The 17,867-nt window shown below is 60.7% G+C and carries 12 protein-coding genes and 1 pseudogene; 6 read left to right on the forward strand and 7 right to left on the reverse strand.

Annotated elements, in window-relative coordinates; translation table 11 throughout:
* The first annotated feature begins 57 nt into the window (after nt 1-57).
* The 3 genes from PQR42_RS43480 (at nt 58) to PQR42_RS43490 (ending at nt 2,404) form a co-directional block, all read left to right on the forward strand.
* Entirely contained in the window at nt 58-870 is an 813-nt protein-coding gene (locus tag PQR42_RS43480) for a DUF1835 domain-containing protein (protein WP_408393673.1), read from the forward strand.
* A gap of 14 nt (nt 871-884) precedes the next feature.
* Nucleotides 885-1,493, forward strand: a complete 609-nt coding sequence (locus PQR42_RS43485) for a TetR/AcrR family transcriptional regulator (protein ID WP_132376682.1) — start codon at nt 885-887, stop codon at nt 1,491-1,493.
* A 242-nt stretch (nt 1,494-1,735) separates the two neighbouring features.
* Nucleotides 1,736-2,404 carry a GNAT family N-acetyltransferase gene (locus PQR42_RS43490; RefSeq protein ID WP_408220128.1) on the forward strand — a complete coding sequence of 223 codons (669 nt, stop codon included), beginning with the start codon at nt 1,736-1,738 and terminating at the stop codon, nt 2,402-2,404.
* A gap of 86 nt (nt 2,405-2,490) precedes the next feature.
* Here PQR42_RS43490 and PQR42_RS43495 read toward each other — a convergent pair whose 3' ends face one another.
* Complete coding sequence (locus tag PQR42_RS43495) at nt 2,491-2,988, reverse strand: Lrp/AsnC family transcriptional regulator (RefSeq protein WP_408393671.1); 498 nt, start codon at nt 2,986-2,988, stop codon at nt 2,491-2,493.
* Nucleotides 2,989-3,129: 141 nt separating this feature from the next.
* Here PQR42_RS43495 and hppD point away from each other — a divergent pair, with 141 nt between their 5' ends.
* Nucleotides 3,130-4,227 (forward strand): 4-hydroxyphenylpyruvate dioxygenase, encoded by a 1,098-nt coding sequence (gene hppD / locus PQR42_RS43500; protein WP_408220131.1) that lies wholly within the window; start codon nt 3,130-3,132, stop codon nt 4,225-4,227.
* A gap of 155 nt (nt 4,228-4,382) precedes the next feature.
* Here the strand turns inward: hppD and PQR42_RS43505 are convergent, their stop codons facing one another.
* The gene (locus tag PQR42_RS43505) at nt 4,383-4,583 is read right to left on the reverse strand and encodes a hypothetical protein (RefSeq protein WP_132376678.1); all 201 of its coding nucleotides are present in this window, start codon (nt 4,581-4,583) and stop codon (nt 4,383-4,385) included.
* A 365-nt stretch (nt 4,584-4,948) separates the two neighbouring features.
* On the opposite strand from PQR42_RS43505, the gene PQR42_RS43510 reads away from it, so the two are divergent.
* Nucleotides 4,949-8,548 (forward strand): indolepyruvate ferredoxin oxidoreductase family protein, encoded by a 3,600-nt coding sequence (locus tag PQR42_RS43510; RefSeq protein ID WP_408393669.1) that lies wholly within the window; start codon nt 4,949-4,951, stop codon nt 8,546-8,548.
* Nucleotides 8,549-8,762: 214 nt separating this feature from the next.
* Here the strand turns inward: PQR42_RS43510 and PQR42_RS43515 are convergent, their stop codons facing one another.
* The gene (locus tag PQR42_RS43515) at nt 8,763-11,045 is read right to left on the reverse strand and encodes an NADP-dependent malic enzyme (protein WP_408220137.1); all 2,283 of its coding nucleotides are present in this window, start codon (nt 11,043-11,045) and stop codon (nt 8,763-8,765) included.
* A 312-nt stretch (nt 11,046-11,357) separates the two neighbouring features.
* Nucleotides 11,358-12,590, reverse strand: a complete 1,233-nt coding sequence (locus PQR42_RS43520; RefSeq protein ID WP_408384153.1) for an MFS transporter — start codon at nt 12,588-12,590, stop codon at nt 11,358-11,360.
* 375 nt (nt 12,591-12,965) lie between these two features.
* On the opposite strand from PQR42_RS43520, the gene PQR42_RS43525 reads away from it, so the two are divergent.
* Nucleotides 12,966-13,652 (forward strand): orotate phosphoribosyltransferase, encoded by a 687-nt coding sequence (locus tag PQR42_RS43525; protein WP_128585320.1) that lies wholly within the window; start codon nt 12,966-12,968, stop codon nt 13,650-13,652.
* Nucleotides 13,653-13,744: 92 nt separating this feature from the next.
* Here PQR42_RS43525 and PQR42_RS43530 read toward each other — a convergent pair.
* The 3 genes and pseudogenes from PQR42_RS43530 to PQR42_RS43540 all read right to left on the reverse strand — a co-directional run.
* A pseudogene (locus tag PQR42_RS43530) lies at nt 13,745-14,155 on the reverse strand (LuxR C-terminal-related transcriptional regulator); the annotation flags it as partial.
* 346 nt (nt 14,156-14,501) lie between these two features.
* Nucleotides 14,502-16,853 carry a TnsB C-terminal domain-containing protein gene (locus PQR42_RS43535; protein ID WP_408495803.1) on the reverse strand — a complete coding sequence of 784 codons (2,352 nt, stop codon included), beginning with the start codon at nt 16,851-16,853 and terminating at the stop codon, nt 14,502-14,504.
* A gap of 64 nt (nt 16,854-16,917) precedes the next feature.
* Nucleotides 16,918-17,844, reverse strand: coding sequence for a PDDEXK family nuclease (locus PQR42_RS43540; protein WP_408495805.1), 927 nt, complete (start codon nt 17,842-17,844; stop codon nt 16,918-16,920).
* Between the last annotated feature and the right edge of the window lie 23 nt (nt 17,845-17,867).

A 17,867-nucleotide genomic window follows, 5' to 3' on the forward strand; every position in this document is an offset into this window, starting at 1 on the left:
GGTTCGCGGGGGGCCCCGCCGGCCCCTAGTGTTGTTAACCGCCCCACGCCACTGCCGATGAGCACGATCCACCTCACCAACGGCGATGTCGCCGCCGAGTCACTGCGCACCGCATTGCTGGATGCCGGCCGCGACGATCGCGTGCACGCATTGCGCGACGATCTCGCGGTCGGCCCGCTACGCGGCGTCGACGACGCGCCGGACGTGCGCGCGGACTTCTGGGATCGCGTGAGCGCGGACACCCGGCGTGATTTCCTTCGGGAATTCCGCGAACAGGCCGCGGCGCTGGAGAATATCGCGCGCGGCGAAGCGAATCTGGTGGTGTGGCACGGCGAAAGCGCATCGGATCAATTGATGCTGCGCCGCGTCTGCTATCACCTGCGCAACAGCCCGCAGCGCCTGAACGAAGTGCGTCTGTCGATTCGCGATCTCACCGATCCGGGCGCGTGGGCGCATAGTCGTAAAGACCGCGCGACGTCGGTCGGCATGTTCGCGCCGGCCGTGCTGCAATCCCGGCTACCGGACGCCGCACCGATTTCCGTGCTGCGCATCAGCCGGCTCGCGCTTGAATGGCAGGAAGTCAAACACGCGAACGGCGAAACGCGGCGCTGGCGCGACAATACCTTCACGAGCGGCACCTTCGTGGAACTGGACGCGCTGATTTTCGAGCACGTTACTGAAGACTGGCAGCCGGCCGCGCGCGTTGCCGCCGAATTGATGACCGCCGAACTCGGATTCCTGGTCAGCGACAGCATTGTGCTGTGGCGCTTCCGCGAACTGGCCGCGACCCGGCGCATCAAGCTGCGCGGCGACGCAAGTGCATGGCGCACGCTGGAATTGTGCGCGGCGTTTGCCCCCTGTCCACACTAATAAAACAGACGACTATGGCCCGCACCCGAGCCCCTGACCACGAAACCCAACGCGAGCAGATTCTCGAACTCGCCGCGGCGAAATTCGCCCAGACCAGCTATCCGAGCACCTCGATGGCCGATCTCGCCGCCGCGAGCGGCACCTCGAAAGCGCGCCTCTACCACTACTACGCGAGCAAGGAAGCGATCCTGTTCGATCTGCTGGACCGTTACACCAAGCGGCTGATGCTGATCATCGCCGAGGTGGAAGGCGCGAGTCAGCGGCGCGGCTTGTCGGAGCGCGAAACCTTCGCCGAACTGATCCGGGCGTTTCTGTCGGAATATGAGACGTCACATAGCCGGCACGTCGCGCTGTTGAACGACGTGAAGTATCTGGTCGACACCCAGCGCGAAGTAATCCTGAACCGTCAGCGCGACGTGGTCGCCGCTTTTGCGCGGCAGTTGGCCCGCGCGTATCCGGAGCGCGCCACGCGCGACAATCAGACCGCGCTCACCATGATGGTGTTCGGCATGATCAACTGGACATTCACCTGGCTGAAGCCGGATGGCCGGATGGGCTACCGTGAATTTGCCGAGCAGGTGGTCGGCATGGTGGACCACGGATTGAGCTCGAATCCAGCGTAATTCCGCACCGCAACAATATTCATATGAGATAACGGTCCGAAGTGGCCGATGTGCGACATCGTGTCACGAACGCCCGTTCCATTTATTTATGATAAAAAATCAACAACTTAAAAATAGGGCGCAACCTTTTTAGGCATCCCCCTCAAATATTGATACGGGTTTTCCCTAGTGCGCGGTCTGGATCTCCGTTAAAATTGCTTTCGCGGTGCACCACGCCGCTCGACTAAAAGGAGAACCCGACCATGAACTTGATTACACCCCGCGCCGCTGAGCCGATCGTCGCGCACGATCGTTTGACGCAGCCAGCCGGTCGTGCGCCTGCTCTGGTCCGCGAGCTCACCGCTGTCGACCGCGAACGTCTGCTGACCCACTTCCTCGCGCTCGACGAAGACGACCGACTCCTGCGCTTCGGCCAGATCGTGCCGGACCACGTCATTGAAAACTATGTTCGCGCGATCGACTTCAAGCGTGACACCGTCTTCGGCGTGTTCAACAATCAATTGCAGTTGACCGGCGTCGGCCACCTGGCCTATCTGCCTGTTGAAGGCGACAAGCGCACGGCCGAGTTCGGCGTGTCCGTGCTGGAAAGCGTTCGCGGCCAGGGCATCGGCTCGAAGCTGTTCGAGCGCGCCGCCATTCGCAGCCGCAATACGCACGTCACCATGCTGTACATGCACTGCCTGTCGCGCAATTCGACCATGATGCACATCGCGAAGAAGGCCGGCATGAAGATCGAATACTCTTACGGCGAGGCCGACGCTTACCTCACGCTGCCGCCGGCGGATCAATCGAGCATCATCGCTGAAATGCTGCAGGAGCAGGCCGCAGTGTTCGACTACGCGCTCAAGCGGCAAGCGCGTCAGGCGTCGAAGCTGTTCGAGTCGTTCATGCCGACGGAAGTCGCAGCCTAAAACGCTTGCGCTTCGGCAAACAACAAAGGGCGGCCCCGTGGCTGCCCTTTTTGTTTGCTGGGCGGTCGCACGCCACGCCGCCGTGCTCACAAAATCGGCAGCGCCGTCGTCTCCTTGATCTTTTCCAGTGAAAAGCTCGTTTTCACGTCGATCACCGACGGATGGTGCAGCAACTGATCCTGCACGAAGCGCGAAAAGTGCGCCATATCCTCCACCTGGACGCGCAGCAGGTAGTCCATCTCGCCGGTCATCGCATGACACGCCACCACTTCCGGCCAAGCCTGGACGGCCGCGCGGAACAGATCGGCATGCGTGGCGTCACCACGCGGACTGAGCGCCGGGCCGCCGCGCTTTTCCAGCCGCACATTCACATAAGCGAGCAAGTCGAGCCCGAGTCGCTGCGCATCGAGCAACGCGACATAACCGCGGATCACGCCACTCTCTTCCAGCCGACGGATACGCCGCAGACACGGACTCGGCGAAAGATTGATGCGTTCGGCGATCTCCTGATTCGACAGCCGGCCATTCTCCTGAAGGATCGCCAGAATCCGCCTGTCGATGGCGTCTATCTCTATATGGGCCATTTTCTGCCGTCCATTCTAAATATTGAGCTAGAAACTAGCGTCAGCGTATCGATGCGCGATTAAGTTCGCAAGTTTTCGCTGCGGACAGGCCTTTACACTTGCGTCATTGAGTCGCGCAATCGCACATCAGGAGACAGACAAATGCAGGTTTCAACTTGGGAAAATCCGCTCGGCACCGACGGCTTCGAGTTCATCGAATACACCGCGCCGGATCCGAAGGCGCTCGGCAAGCTCTTCGAACAGATGGGCTTCACCGCCGTCGCGCGGCATCGTCATAAAGATGTGACGCTGTATCGCCAGGGGGAAATCAACTTCATCGTCAACGGGGAGCCGGATTCGTTCGCGCAACGCTTCACGCGTCTGCACGGTCCGTCGATCTGCGCGATCGCTTTCCGCGTTCAGGACGCCGCCAAGGCGTACAAACAGGCTCTCGAAAAAGGCGCCTGGGGCTTCGACAACAAAACCGGCCCGATGGAATTGAACATTCCGGCGATCAAAGGCATTGGCGACTCGCTGATCTATTTCGTCGACCGCTGGCGCGGCAAGAACGGCGCCGAGCCGAGCACCATTGGAAACATCGACATTTACGATGTCGACTTCGAACCCATTCCGGGAGCGAACCCGAACCCGGTCGGCCACGGCCTGACCTACATCGACCACTTGACGCACAACGTGCATCGCGGCCGGATGCAGGAATGGGCGGAGTTCTACGAGCGTCTGTTCAACTTCCGCGAAGTGCGTTACTTCGACATCGAAGGCAAGGTGACCGGCGTGAAGTCGAAGGCGATGACCTCCCCGTGCGGCAAGATCCGCATCCCGATCAACGAAGAAGGATCGGAAACCGCCGGCCAGATTCAGGAATATCTCGACGCGTACCACGGCGAAGGTATTCAGCACATTGCCCTCGGCAGCAACGACATCTACCGCACGGTGGACGGTTTGCGCGCATCGAACATCTCGCTGCTCGACACGATCGACACTTACTACGAACTGGTCGATCGCCGCGTGCCGAATCATGGCGAACCGCTCGACGAACTGCGCAAGCGCAAGATCCTGATCGACGGCGCGCCCGATGATTTGCTGCTGCAGATCTTCACCGAAAACCAGATCGGCCCGATCTTCTTCGAGATCATTCAGCGCAAGGGCAATCAAGGCTTCGGCGAGGGCAACTTCAAGGCGCTGTTCGAATCGATCGAACTGGATCAGATTCGCCGCGGCGTGGTGCAAGACAAAGTCTGACGGCTTGCGCCGCTTCACGAGAGCGGACACATAGATCCAAATGAAAAGGGCGAGGATCTCACGATCCCCGCCCTTTTCATTGGCGCCGTTGTCTCAAGTCAATCCTGGTCGGACAACGGCCGGTTATTCAACCGACACACCGCGTGCGCGGCGCATCACGAATTCTGGTCTTCCTCGTCGGACTTGGTGGATCGCGTGACGCGGTCCATGGCAATGCGTGCGGGCGCGACCTGCGCCGTACGGGTCACCGCGTTCGATAACGCCCCTGCACTGCCCGAGTTCGAGCGCACGGGTGCGCTCATGGCGAAAAATGCGGCCGAAACCATCAGGAAGGTCTGGATGTTTCTCGTGTTCATGCGTACTCCTTTTCTAACTGCCCTGTTGTCGTGAAGCTCCGCCGAATGCGGAGCGTTGCGCGGACATTGCTCACAGGTGGGGTGTTAGACAGGCATTTCAACTACGGTTCCGCGGATTTGTAGCTTTTACAGCTTGTTACATGCCTGCCGTCGAATGTTGCACGATCGAACCCCAGGCGCACGGCAGCGTCAGCCGTCGGTCGCGTGCCTCTGACGTGGAGTTTTTGCTAGCCTGCGGCGGGTTTTCACCAGTGCTACCATCACTTAAAACACGTCAAGATGACGGCCCCGGCCCAAGCATTCACAAGATGCCGGGGCCCAAAAAAAGTTTTGGTGATCCCAAACTGGTTGGAGGAGTACACATAATGAATGCCCCGCTAGACGCAGGTCAGCGAGCCTCGCTCGAAGCCGCGTTGTCTTCCGTCACGCTCGACGACAAATACACCCTCGAACGCGGCCGCGCGTACATGAGCGGCATCCAGGCGCTGGTGCGTCTGCCGATGCTGCAGCAGGAACGCGACCAGGCCGCCGGGCTCAATACCGCCGGCTTCATCTCCGGTTACCGTGGATCGCCGCTCGGCGGACTCGACCAATCCCTGTGGAAGGCGAAACAGCATCTCGCCGCGCATCAGGTCGTGTTCCAGCCAGGCGTCAACGAAGACCTCGCGGCTACTGCCGTCTGGGGTTCGCAGCAGGTCAATCTGTACCCGAGCGCCAAGTACGACGGCGTGTTCTCGATGTGGTACGGCAAAGGCCCAGGCGTCGACCGTTCCGGCGACGTCTTCAAGCACGGCAACTCGGCCGGCTCGGCGCGCAACGGCGGCGTTCTCGTGCTCGCCGGCGACGACCACGCGGCGAAATCGTCCACGCTCGCGCACCAGTCCGAACACATCTTCAAGGCGTGCGGCCTGCCGGTTCTGTTCCCGTCGAACGTGCAGGAATATCTCGACTTCGGTCTGCACGGCTGGGCGATGAGCCGCTATTCCGGTCTGTGGGTCGCGATGAAATGCGTGACCGATGTGGTCGAATCGTCGGCATCGGTTGATATCGATCCGCACCGCACGAAGATCATTCTGCCGGAAGACTTCGCGATGCCCGAGGGCGGTCTGAATATCCGCTGGCCGGACCCGCCGCTCGTGCAGGAAGCGCGTCTGCTCGACTACAAGTGGTACGCGGCGCTCGCCTACGTGCGCGCCAACAAGCTGGATCGCGTCGAAATCGATTCGCCGCATGCGCGCTTCGGCATCATGACCGGCGGCAAGGCGTATCTCGACGTGCGTCAGGCGCTGACCGACCTCGGTCTCGATGACGAAACCTGTTCGCGCATCGGCATCCGTCTGTACAAGGTCGGCTGCGTGTGGCCGCTCGAGGCGCAAGGCGCGCAGGCCTTCGCGCGCGGCCTCGACGAAATTCTGGTGGTCGAGGAAAAGCGCCAGATTCTCGAATACGCGATCAAGGAAGAACTGTACAACTGGCCTGACGCGCAGCGTCCCCGCGTGTTCGGCAAGTTCGACGAGAAAGACGGCGCGGGCGGCGAATGGTCGGTGCCGATGGGCAACTGGCTGCTGCCGGCGCACTACGAACTCTCGCCAGCGATCATCGCCAAGGCGATCGCCACGCGGCTCGACAAATTCGACTTGCCGTCCGATGTGCGCGCTCGCATCGCCACGCGCATCGCGGTGATCGAAGCGAAGGAAAAGGCACTGGCGCGGCCGCGCGTCGAAGCCGAACGCAAGCCGTGGTTCTGCTCGGGCTGCCCGCACAACACATCGACCAATGTGCCGGAAGGCTCGCGCGCAATGGCCGGCATCGGCTGCCATTACATGACGGTCTGGATGGACCGCAGCACCAGCACCTTCAGCCAGATGGGCGGCGAAGGCGTCGCGTGGATCGGCCAGGCGCCGTTCAGCAACGACAAGCACGTGTTCGCCAATCTCGGCGACGGTACTTACTTCCACTCGGGGCTGCTGGCGATTCGCGCGGCGATCGCGTCGAAAGCCAACATCACTTACAAGATTCTCTATAACGACGCAGTCGCCATGACCGGCGGCCAGCCAGTCGACGGCGTGCTGACCGTCCCACAGATCACGCATCAGCTCGCCGCCGAGGGCGCGACGAAAATCGTAATCGTCACCGACGAGCCGGAGAAGTACTCGGCGAACGTCGGCCTCGCGCCGGGCATCGACATTCATCATCGCGACAAGCTCGACGAAGTGCAGCGGCAACTGCGCGAAGTGTCCGGCACGACGATCCTGATCTACGACCAGACCTGCGCGACCGAAAAGCGCCGCCGCAGGAAACGCGGCACGTATCCGGACCCGGCACGCCGCGTCGTGATCAACGAGGCCGTGTGCGAAGGCTGCGGCGATTGCTCGGTGAAGTCGAACTGCCTGTCGGTCGAGCCGCTCGATACCGAGTACGGTACGAAACGCCAGATCAATCAATCGACCTGCAACAAGGACTTCTCGTGCGTGAACGGCTTCTGCCCGAGCTTCGTGTCCGTTGAAGGCGGTCAGCTGCGCAAACCGAAGGCCGCCTCCGGCCTCGCCGGCGACGCGATGCCGCCGGTGCCGGAACCCGACTTGCCGTCCATGGAGCGGCCGTACGGCGTGCTGGTGACGGGCGTCGGCGGCACGGGTGTCGTGACGATCGGCGCGCTGCTCGGCATGGCCGCGCATCTGGAGAACAAGGGCGTCACCGTGCTCGACGTCACCGGCCTCGCGCAGAAAGGCGGCGCCGTGATGAGCCACGTGCAGATCGCGAAGAATCCGGCCGACATCCACGCGACCCGCATCGCCATGGGCGAAGCGAGTCTCGTGATCGGCTGCGATGCGATCGTCACGGCCAGCGACGAATGTGTGTCGCGCATGCAGGCAGGCCGCACGCGCGTCGTGTTGAACAGCGCGCATACGCCGACCGCCGAGCTCATCAAGAACCCGAACTGGCGCTTCCCGGGCACCAGCACGGAAGCCGACGTGCGCGCCGCCGCGGGCGACGACGGCGTCGATACGGTCGACGCGAATCACTTCGCCGTCGCGCTGCTCGGCGATGCGATCTATACGAACCCGTTCGTGCTCGGCTACGCATGGCAACGCGGCTGGGTGCCGCTCATGTATCAGTCGCTGATGCGCGCCATCGAGCTGAACAACGTGCAGGTCGAGAAGAACCGCGCGGCATTCGAGTGGGGCCGCCGCGCCGCGCACGATCTGGCCGCGGTACGCAAACTCGCGCAATCGCAAGGACGCGGCGCGGCGGCGGAAACGGCAAGCAGCAAGATCATCTCGCTGCACACGCCGAAAGCGCTCGACACGCTGATCGACAAACGCGCCGAGTACCTGACGGCGTGGCAGAACAGCGCATATGCCGAGCGCTATCGCGCGTTGGTGTCGCAAGTGCGCGCCGCGGAGTCGGCGCTCGATTCGATCGACGGCCAGTTGCCGTTGACCGAGGCAGTCGCGAAGAACCTGCACAAGCTGATGGCCTACAAGGACGAGTACGAAGTCGCCCGTCTGTACAGCGATCCGGCGTTCATCGAAAAACTGAAGGCGAATTTTGAAGGCGACTGGAAGCTGCACATTCACCTTGCGCCGCCGACGTTCTCGAAGAAGGACGCCAAGGGTCATCTGGTGAAGAAGAAGTACGGCCCTTGGGTTTTCAGCGCGATGCACGTGCTGGCCCGCTTCAAGTTCCTGCGCGGCACCGCGCTCGATGTGTTCGGCAAGACGGAAGAGCGTCGTACCGAACGTGCGTTGATCGGCGAGTATGAGGCGCTGGTGCGTGAACTGATCGCGGGTCTGACTGCGCAGAAGCGTGAACTGGCTATAGAGCTGGCGAATCTGCCGGACGGCATCCGCGGCTACGGTCACGTGAAGGAAAACAACCTGAAGGGCGTGCGCGTCAAATGGAACGAGTTGCTGGCGCGGTGGCGTTCGCCGGAGGCTGGAAAGACGCAACACGCGGCGTGATCGGAATGGCTTGACCGGCTCGCCGGTCTGAAAACAAAAGGCGGCTGTCCTCGCGGATAGCCGCCTTTTTTTGCGTGCTGTGAGACGTGACGCGTGACGCCGGCGCAACGACTGCGCCAATAAAAAAGCCACGGGCTCAGCATCCGTGGCTTTTTTCGCAGACTCGTCGCGAACGCCTCGACGAGGCGCCGCTCCGAGTCTCAAAACATACGCATTACTTCGCGTTCACTGCCTTGCGCGCGTTGGCCGACGCCACTGCCGTCATATTGATGATCCGGCGCACGGTCGCAGCCGGCGTCAGGATGTGCACCGGCTTTTCCGCGCCCAGCAGGAACGGACCGACCGTCACGCCTTCACCGCCGATCATCTTCAGCAGGTTGTACGTGATGTTCGCCGCTTCCACATTCGGCATGATCAGCAGGTTGGCTTCGCCGGTCAGCGTCGTGCCCGGGAACGCAGCCTTGCGCACGGCTTCCGACAATGCCGCATCGCCATGCATTTCACCGTCGATCTCGAGCCACGGCGCACGTTCCGCGATCAGCTTGCGAGCCGCGGCCATGCGTTGCGACGACGACGACGGCGCGCTGCCGAAATTCGAATTCGACAGCAACGCAACCTTCGGCGTGATACCGAACTTCTCGATTTCACCCGCGGCCAGCATCGTCATATCGGCGAGTTGCTCGGCGGTCGGCGTTTCGTTCACGTACGTGTCGCAGATGAACAGATTGCGGCCCGGCAGCATCAGCAGATTCATCGCAGCGAAGTTCTGCACGTTGTCCGCCTTGCCCAGCACCTGCTCGATGAACTTCAGATGCGTGTGGTACTGGCCGATCATGCCGCAGATCATGCCGTCCGCTTCGCCGAGGCGCACGAGGATCGCGCCAATCAGCGTGTTGAACTTGCGCATTGCGGCCTTCGCCACGTCCGGCGTCACGCCTTCGCGCGCGCCGAGTTCGTGGTACGCCTGCCAGCATTGCTGATAGCGCGGATCGTCTTCCGGATCGACGATCTCGAAGTCTTCTCCGCACTTGAGCTTCGAGCCCATCTTCTTCAGACGCATCTCGATCACCGACGGACGGCCGACCAGAATCGGCTTGGCGATCTTTTCCAGCAGCACGAACTGCGCGGCGCGCAGCACGCGTTCGTCTTCACCTTCGGCGAACACGATACGCGCCGGCTCCGACTTCGCCGCGGCGAACACCGGACGCATCACCATGCCCGTGCGATACACCGTCGTGCCGAGTTCTTCGCGATACGCGTCCATGTCCTTGATCGGACGTGTCGCGACGCCCGAATCCATCGCGGCTTGCGCGACGGCCGGCGCGATCTTGATGATCAGGCGCGGATCGAACGGCTTCGGAATCAGATACTCGGGGCCGAACTCCAGCGAGTGGCCTTCATACGCCTTCGCGACTTCATCGCCTTGATCGGTTTCTTCGGCCAGTTCGGCGATGGCGCGCACGCAGGCGAGCTTCATTTCTTCCGTGATCGTGGTGGCGCCGACATCCAGCGCGCCGCGGAAGATGAACGGGAAACACAGAACGTTGTTGACCTGGTTCGGGTAGTCCGAACGGCCGGTCGCGATGATGCAGTCCGGGCGAACCTTCTTGGCGTCTTCCGGGCGGATTTCCGGTTCCGGGTTCGCCAGCGCGAGAATCAGCGGCTGGGTGCCCATTTCGGCGACCATCTCCGGCTTCAGCACGCCGGCGCTCGAGCAGCCGAGGAACACGTCGGAGCCGCGGATCGCGTCAGCAAGCGTGCGTGCCTCGGTGTTCGCCGCGTAGCGTTCCTTCGACGGATCGAGGTTGCCGCGGCCTTCGTAGATCACGCCCTTGGAGTCGGTAACGAGAACGTTCTTCTTCGACAGGCCCAGGTTCACCAGCAGGTCCAGACACGCGATTGCCGCAGCGCCCGCGCCCGAACACACCAGCTTCACTTCGTCGAGCTTCTTGCCGACCACTTTCAGGCCGTTCAGGATAGCCGCCGACGCGATGATCGCGGTGCCGTGCTGATCGTCGTGGAAGACCGGAATCTTCATGCGCTCGCGCAGCTTCTTCTCGATGTAGAAGCACTCGGGCGCCTTGATGTCTTCGAGGTTGATGCCGCCGAGCGTCGGCTCGAGCATCGCGATCGCTTCGACCAGCTTGTCCGGATCGGACTCGGCGAGTTCGATGTCGAACACGTCGATGCCCGCGAACTTCTTGAAGAGACAGCCCTTGCCTTCCATGACCGGCTTCGCGGCGAGCGGGCCGATGTTGCCGAGACCGAGCACGGCCGTGCCGTTCGTGATCACGCCGACCAGGTTGCCACGCGAGGTGTACTTCTGCGCGTCGAGCGGCTCGTCGTAGATCGCCATACAGGCCGCGGCGACGCCGGGCGAGTACGCCAGCGACAGATCGAGCTGGTTCGATAGCGGCTTGGTAGGCGTGACCGAAATCTTGCCGGGTTTCGGATTCTGGTGGTATGCGAGAGCGCTTTGCTTAAGTTGTTCGTCCATTTTTTGGCCTGCGAGACGTAAGAAATTGGGCCCGGCACACCGCACCGTCAGCGTCGCGTGCATCTATCGAATGGATAATCGATTGAGGCGGTTTTCGCTTGCGCCGGTTGGCGCCGCGTCGAACCTCGCCGGAGGACAGGACGATGCGGAGTGCTTCGCGGGTCGGTTAGTGTACACCCCGAATGAGTCGATGCACTGACTGGTTAACCATGCTCACCATCGGCGAAACAGCGCTCGCGCAATGCTGCAGCGCCGCATCCGGTGGGCGTCTTGCGGTTTGTCATCCGCAGGTCACGGACCGGCCATTCGCGCTCACTCGAGCTCGGCGCCGCGTCGTTCGGGAATCAGGAAGAGTGTCGCGAAGATGTCGAGCAAATAGATCGACGCGAGCAAAGCGAGCGCCGCGCCGAACGAGTAGCGGGCGGCCAGAGCGCCCACCACCACCGGCCCAAAACCGCCCACCGCGCGGCCGACATTGAACAGCACGTTCTGCGCGGTGGCGCGCGCATCGGTCGGATAAAGCTCCGAGATCAGCGCACCGTAACCGCCGATCATGCCGTTGACGAACACGCCCATCGCCGCGCCGCCGATCAGCAGCGCCATCGGCGTGCTCAGGTGAGCGTAGACGAACACCATCACCACCGCGCCCGCCTGGTAAAACAGAAAGGTCGGCTTGCGGCCGAAGCGGTCGGCGGCGATGCCGAATAGCCAGATGCCGCACGCCATGCCCAGAATCGTCGCGGCGGTCCACAATCCGGATTTGGTCAGCGAATAGCCGAAGGTTTTCGACAGATAGCTCGGCAGCCAGATCATCAGACCGTAGTAGCCAAAGTTCTGCACCGAGCAGAGAATCGCGACGCCGATGCTGGCGCGCGTGGTGCGGCCATCGGCCACCAGCAATTTCAGCGGCAGCTTGCGCATGCCGCGCGCCACGCGCTCGGTGAAGAGCGCCGGTTCCTCGACGCGGCGCCGTACGAAGAACGAGACCACCGCCGGCAACAGCCCGAGCGCGAACATGCCGCGCCAGCCGATCACCGGCAACAGCAGCGGCGTCAGCAATGCCGCAGCCAACACGCCGAGCTGCCATCCCAAACCGACGTACGACGAGACGCGCGCCCGCTGCGACGCCGGCCATGCCTCGGCCACGAGCGTCATGCCGATGCCGAATTCGCCGCCGAGACCGATTCCCGCAATGGTCCGGTAGGTCAGCAGATCGGCATAGCCTTGGGCAAGGGCGCACAAGCCGGTGAACACGGCGAAGATCAAGATCGTCCACGTCAGCATGCGCACGCGGCCGAAATAGTCGCTCAGCACGCCGAAGATCAGACCGCCCGCCACCGCGCCGATCAGCGTCCAGGTGACGAGCGAGCCGGCCTGCGCGGAGCTCAGGTGCAGATCGGCGGCAATCACCGGCAGCATGAAGCCGAGGATCAGCAGATCGAAGCCGTCCATCGCGTAGCCGAGCACCGAGGCGATCAGCGCCCGGCCGGCGTAGCCATTTCTCACGGATGCGCGGGGGTCGGTGGCGGAGGAAACGGTGTTCATTGAAAGCATTCCGTAGGTCGAATGGGCGGCAATGGCGGCAGGCGCCCGAGAAATTCGCGTGAGTGTAAAGGCGCCCCTGACGGCCCACAAGCGAACCAAAAAGCGCTCGTGGATGCAGGCGCCCGATGCGCCCTTCGATGCCCGCCCAAGCCTGCCCGGCGCGTCCGTTATGACCGTCATTCGCCGCGGCCACGCACGACGGCCTCCTCGGAAGGGTCCGTTTCGGGTAAAATGTCGGCCTACGCGCGCAGCAAAAACCGGCCTGCACTCCACTGACCGGCTGCGTATTCCGCCCAACATGGCGCGGAATACCACGCTTGCTGCGCCACCGGGCCCCGCGCCCGCTTCTCCCCGCTCACACCCAAGGATCCGCCCATGACAGGCTTCGATCGCCAGACGATCTCCGACACGACCGCCAAAATGCTGCTGGAAGTGCAAGCAGTGCACTTCAACGCGGAGAAACCGTACATTTTCACGTCCGGCTGGGCGAGCCCGGTTTATATCGACTGCCGCAAGCTGATCTCGTATCCGCGCGTGCGCCGCGGCCTGATGGAAATGGCCGAGTCCACGATTCTGCGCGACGTCGGCTATGAGCAGATCGATGCGGTCGCCGGTGGCGAAACCGCCGGCATTCCGTTCGCGGCATGGCTCTCCGATCGCCTGATGGTGCCGATGCAATACGTGCGCAAGAAGCCGAAGGGTTTCGGCCGTAACGCGCAGATCGAAGGTCTGCTGACTGAAGGTCAACGCGTGCTGCTGGTCGAAGACCTGACCACGGACAGCCGCAGCAAGATCAACTTCATCAATGCGCTGCGCACCGCCGGCGCCACGGTGAACCACTGCTTCGTGCTGTTCCACTACAACATCTTCAAGGAAAGCGTGTCGGTGCTGAAAGACATCGACGTCGATCTGCACGCGCTCGCCACGTGGTGGGACGTGTTGCGCGTCGCGAAGGAAAACAAATACTTCGACACCAAGACGCTCGACGAAGTGGAAAAATTCCTGCACGCACCGGCTGAATGGTCGGCGGCGCACGGCGGCGCAACCTCGACGCCGCAGTAAGCCGCTCCGCCTCGCGCGGATCGAATAAAAAGGGCGCCTGTCTTATCGACAGGCGCCCTTTTCTATTTTTACCTTAAGCCTCGCATGCAACCTTAAGACACTCCGCCTTTGTCTTCCGTTGAATGCGACGACAGGTTCAGCAAGCCATTGCTTTGCGCGTACTGGAACAACTCGGAATCGCGCTCGATCCCGAGCTTGCGCATGGCGGTGTTCTTCTGCGTGCTGATGGTCTTGATGCTGCGGTTGAGATGCTCCGAGATCTCCTTGATCGTCATGCCTGACACGAACAGACGCACCACTTCCAGTTCGCGTTTCGACAGCATCACTTCGTCGTTCTTACCACCGGCATTCATGCGCAGTGTATCGAGCGACGCCTTGACGGACGGGCTCATGTATTCGAGGTTGCGGCTGACATGCTGCACCGCGAGCCCGATATGGCTGAGATCGTCCGACTTGTTGACGACAGACGTCACGCCGAGTTCGCTCAGGCGCTTGAGCAACTGCGAACTTGGATTAGTCGTGTCTACGCGCCCGGTCAATCTTGGCTACAAGCGAAATGTTGCTTTAAATCAAAGCGTTCGAGCTGAATGCACACGCGATGCCTGCAGCACCTCTTTGCTAGGCTCCGCCGAATTCGCCAGCCTCGGATAATTCGAAGAAACGGTTATTCCTGTCTACGCCTTATTCGGCGGGCAACTCCGTCAGAGTGGATTTGTCGAGTCCCCATTAGTGGCTCGGACCCAATCGTTGTGCGCTGGAGCGTTTCTCGGGGAATGGGGACGGGTTGTCCTGTCCGACCCATTTCGATTCCCGGGCCAAACACCGTCCCTTCATCCGCTGTTTACGTCGCTAAACGTAAGAATCGTCTGAGTTGAAAACCCCGCTCATCCTCGCCTTCAATCGCTGCAAGTAAGACCCTTCCGAGGATGCAACAACGGGTTGGGCCGTTCCCCGCTGAGCGTTCGAGGCGCGAACGGCCGGAACCTCCACAGCGAGCGCCTCGGCTTGTGCGCGCCCTCGTTTCTCATCGCGCTTGGCTTGGGCGTTCTCCCGCGCATCCCGGAGATTCCCACCCGCCAAGCTTCCGACGCCTATATCCGCGCGATTCCTCTCCGCCTTCTGGACGCCCTCTTGCACCTTAACCGTTACTCTGTTCCGGCTCTGGCGCCGACGAGGGCGAAGTTCTTCTTCTTGGTTGTCATCGTCTTCATTGAAGAACTCGAGACCTTTCCAGGTTACGTCTCCGACACTTCGAGCGTCTTCATCGACAAGTTCAATTACCCCCGCCGACCCATCCGAGCGACGCCAGAGTAGGTGCTTGGCGTACCCATCGATGCGTTTGATGGGGATTTCCAAAGGCTTTTGGACCGAGTCCGCGGCCTTTGCATGCCCGTTGAAGACCTCCGCGAGCTCCTCGGACGAGTACCGCATCTTCATGAACTCGACCAGCCCCCGCCGGCAGACTCTGGTTTCCCAAGGAATGAATCGGTCGTACACCTCCCGTGGTGAAAGCCAGCGTCCGGCATCGCCCCGACGCAGCTTCTGCGTGTACGCAAAAATCGCGGCGGGCGTAATTCCAACACCAACATCCCGCATAGCTCGCGTCCGAAGTTTTTTCTTGTTTGTGTAGAGGTTGTAGTGCTGTATCGCCAACATCAGCAGTCGCTCGAACTCGTTGAGCGTGATAGGCTTATTTTTCGCTTTCAGGCGGCGAATCTCGCGAGAAAGATGGTCGGTACGACGCGTGTAGCCACCGCGCTCGTCTGCCATCATCAAAATCATAAGATTGTTGACGCCTTCACATGTACCCTTGTAATCGCCTCGCCCTGGGGGCGGTAGCATCCGCATCAAGCCCATCGCTTCACATGCTGAGATAACGACAGCTTCGGAAGCCCCTGCGCCGTTGTCGACGAAGATTCCGTCAATGTTGCCGGCCAATAGCCCACTTGCATCCTCTAAGCCGAGTTCGCTGGCTCGCTGCTCCTTGGGCAAGTAGATGGATGCAATACACCGGCGAAAGGCTTCCGCATTCTCGCCCTTGAGGGCGAGTTCATATCCAACAATAGCCCCTGAAAGCCTGGAGACCGCGAGCAAAACACAAATGTGAACGCGTTTAATCTTTCTCCGAACACGAACGGCAATTGCAATCTTCGCATCGAATCCGTCGATGTCGACAATCTCAATAACACCTTGAGTCAGAAAGCTCGACTGTCCGGTCCGGGCATTGTTGTACTGGTCGGTCAGAACCTTCCCGTTTCGCAGCTGCTTCAGGCCGAAGTCTTTAATTAGGTACTCAACTGCGTGATACCTGAACGTTGTATAGCTCGGTATCAAGCGAGTGGGCCACTTGTGATAGCCGTCCAAGACCATGCAATCGTATGTCTGCTGAAGAGACTTACGTCCGCTCGCCCAATATTTCGTCAGGGCTTGAACAAACTTTTCAATATCGCTCGGGCGGACAGGACGCTGTCGCCACTCTGTGTCTCTTCCTGCGGCGTTGTTCCGAGCACGACGCCGCCTTTCCGACTCCGAAGTTGGACCGGGCTTTGTGTTGTAGCTTCCGGGGCGACGCTTACTTCTCCCACCCATGCGGTCAGTAAGCTTTGCGAGCGCGGTCGGCACACCGCCAAATTGGCAATATCGACTGAATAGGCGTTTGATAGTCGTGATGAAACTCCGAGGCTCACCGAGCGCAACCTTCAAGTGCGCAAACGCGCGCTTTTGCTGCTTCTCGTCAGTGACAACGAGGGAGTTAAACACATAGTCTTCTCGTTTTCCCAGACCCTTGGAATCAACGTAACAGTACGCATCAAGCACTCGTTGGCGCTCAGCAAGTCCCTGCCGCTCACTGTCATCCAAAGCTTCGACATCATTGCCCAGCTCGCTAGGCCTTACAGTTTCGTCCACGAGATACACGTCGGAGAGAGGGCTGTCATCTGAATCAACGAGCCATTCTTCCCATTCCCCATCACGCTTCGGAGTTCCTGTTGCCGCCATCTTCAAGACATGCATCAACCTCTTTTGCGGGTCCCATACGACGGGTCTGTACACCACGTAGTCTCCATCTCGCGCACGTTTGAAAAGCGAAAATCGATGCAACCCCTTGGGCCAATTTGCAGCCTCAAACGTCAAAAGCCGCTCTAACAGTTCGGGCTCCGCTACTTGAGGACGAACTTCTGTCCTGTTCAAAGTCTGGCTCATATATACCCGCATCAATAGTTATCCTAAATTTCAAATAATTATCCACAAAATATTCAGGGTTGCGCTACCGGATAAGCGCGATTGGAGCGTCTCCGCGAAGCTCCTTACTGTGGTCGAGCGTTAGAAAGCCGTATGCGACCGCAACCGAGAAGAGCTGATGTGCGTTGACTCCAAGTCGCCGGGACAGACGGTCAAGGACCGAATTCATGTCTTTCATCAAGCTGCTTCCGAGAACTGCTCTCGCGAAGTCCCGCGCAGAGCGGTACAACGTTTCGATGTTCTGGTCCCGAACGGCGCGATAAAGGACAAAATAGTTACTCCATTCTCTTGCAGTTAATGCATTGCGCTTCACCAGTTCCCACGTCCAGCCTCGTGCGGCCATTACCTCGCGCTCTCGCTGCTCGCGTCTCATGTCGGTTTCATCCGGCGCGTAGTCGCTGTGTTTCACGGACACAACGTGATACCGGAGTTGCCGGGACCCGGGGAGGACGTATGTAACGTTTACGTCCAGCGTCATCAGGTCAGTTCGTAGCATGCGCCGCCCCGCTCGAATCTCGCTTATCAGACGCTCTGAATCGTAGACGCCATACTGCTCGCGAATATCCACGACATACGGATGGAACAACAATGCAAAAAGAACCCACAGCTCGCCGATGGACAACGCCTCGTACCGCCGAGCGAACTTCAGCCCGCGGAAGGTCGTCCGCGTACTGAGCGATGGGGTCCTCGCCTCCAGCAGCGCGGAATAGTCTTCTCCATGCGGCCAACCGAAATCATCGAAGGGTGGTAGGACTAGGCCAGACGGCGTGGCGAACGGACGCGGGAGTTCAAGTATTTTGAAGGTGTCCAGACGAAGCAGCGGGTATCGAGCGTCAATGGTCGAGAAATTCAACGCAGTCGCCTGCGATAACGGCTTTCCCCGCGTCTTTGAGTCGGTAGTCGCTGGGTCGCCGTGGATGGCGAAACCTTCGTGTGAAATGTCAGCGTCCACTTTGCTCTCCAATCATAGTGAGT

It is taken from the genome of Paraburkholderia sediminicola (assembly GCF_046027355.1).
GTDB classification, from domain to species: domain Bacteria; phylum Pseudomonadota; class Gammaproteobacteria; order Burkholderiales; family Burkholderiaceae; genus Paraburkholderia; species Paraburkholderia sediminicola_B.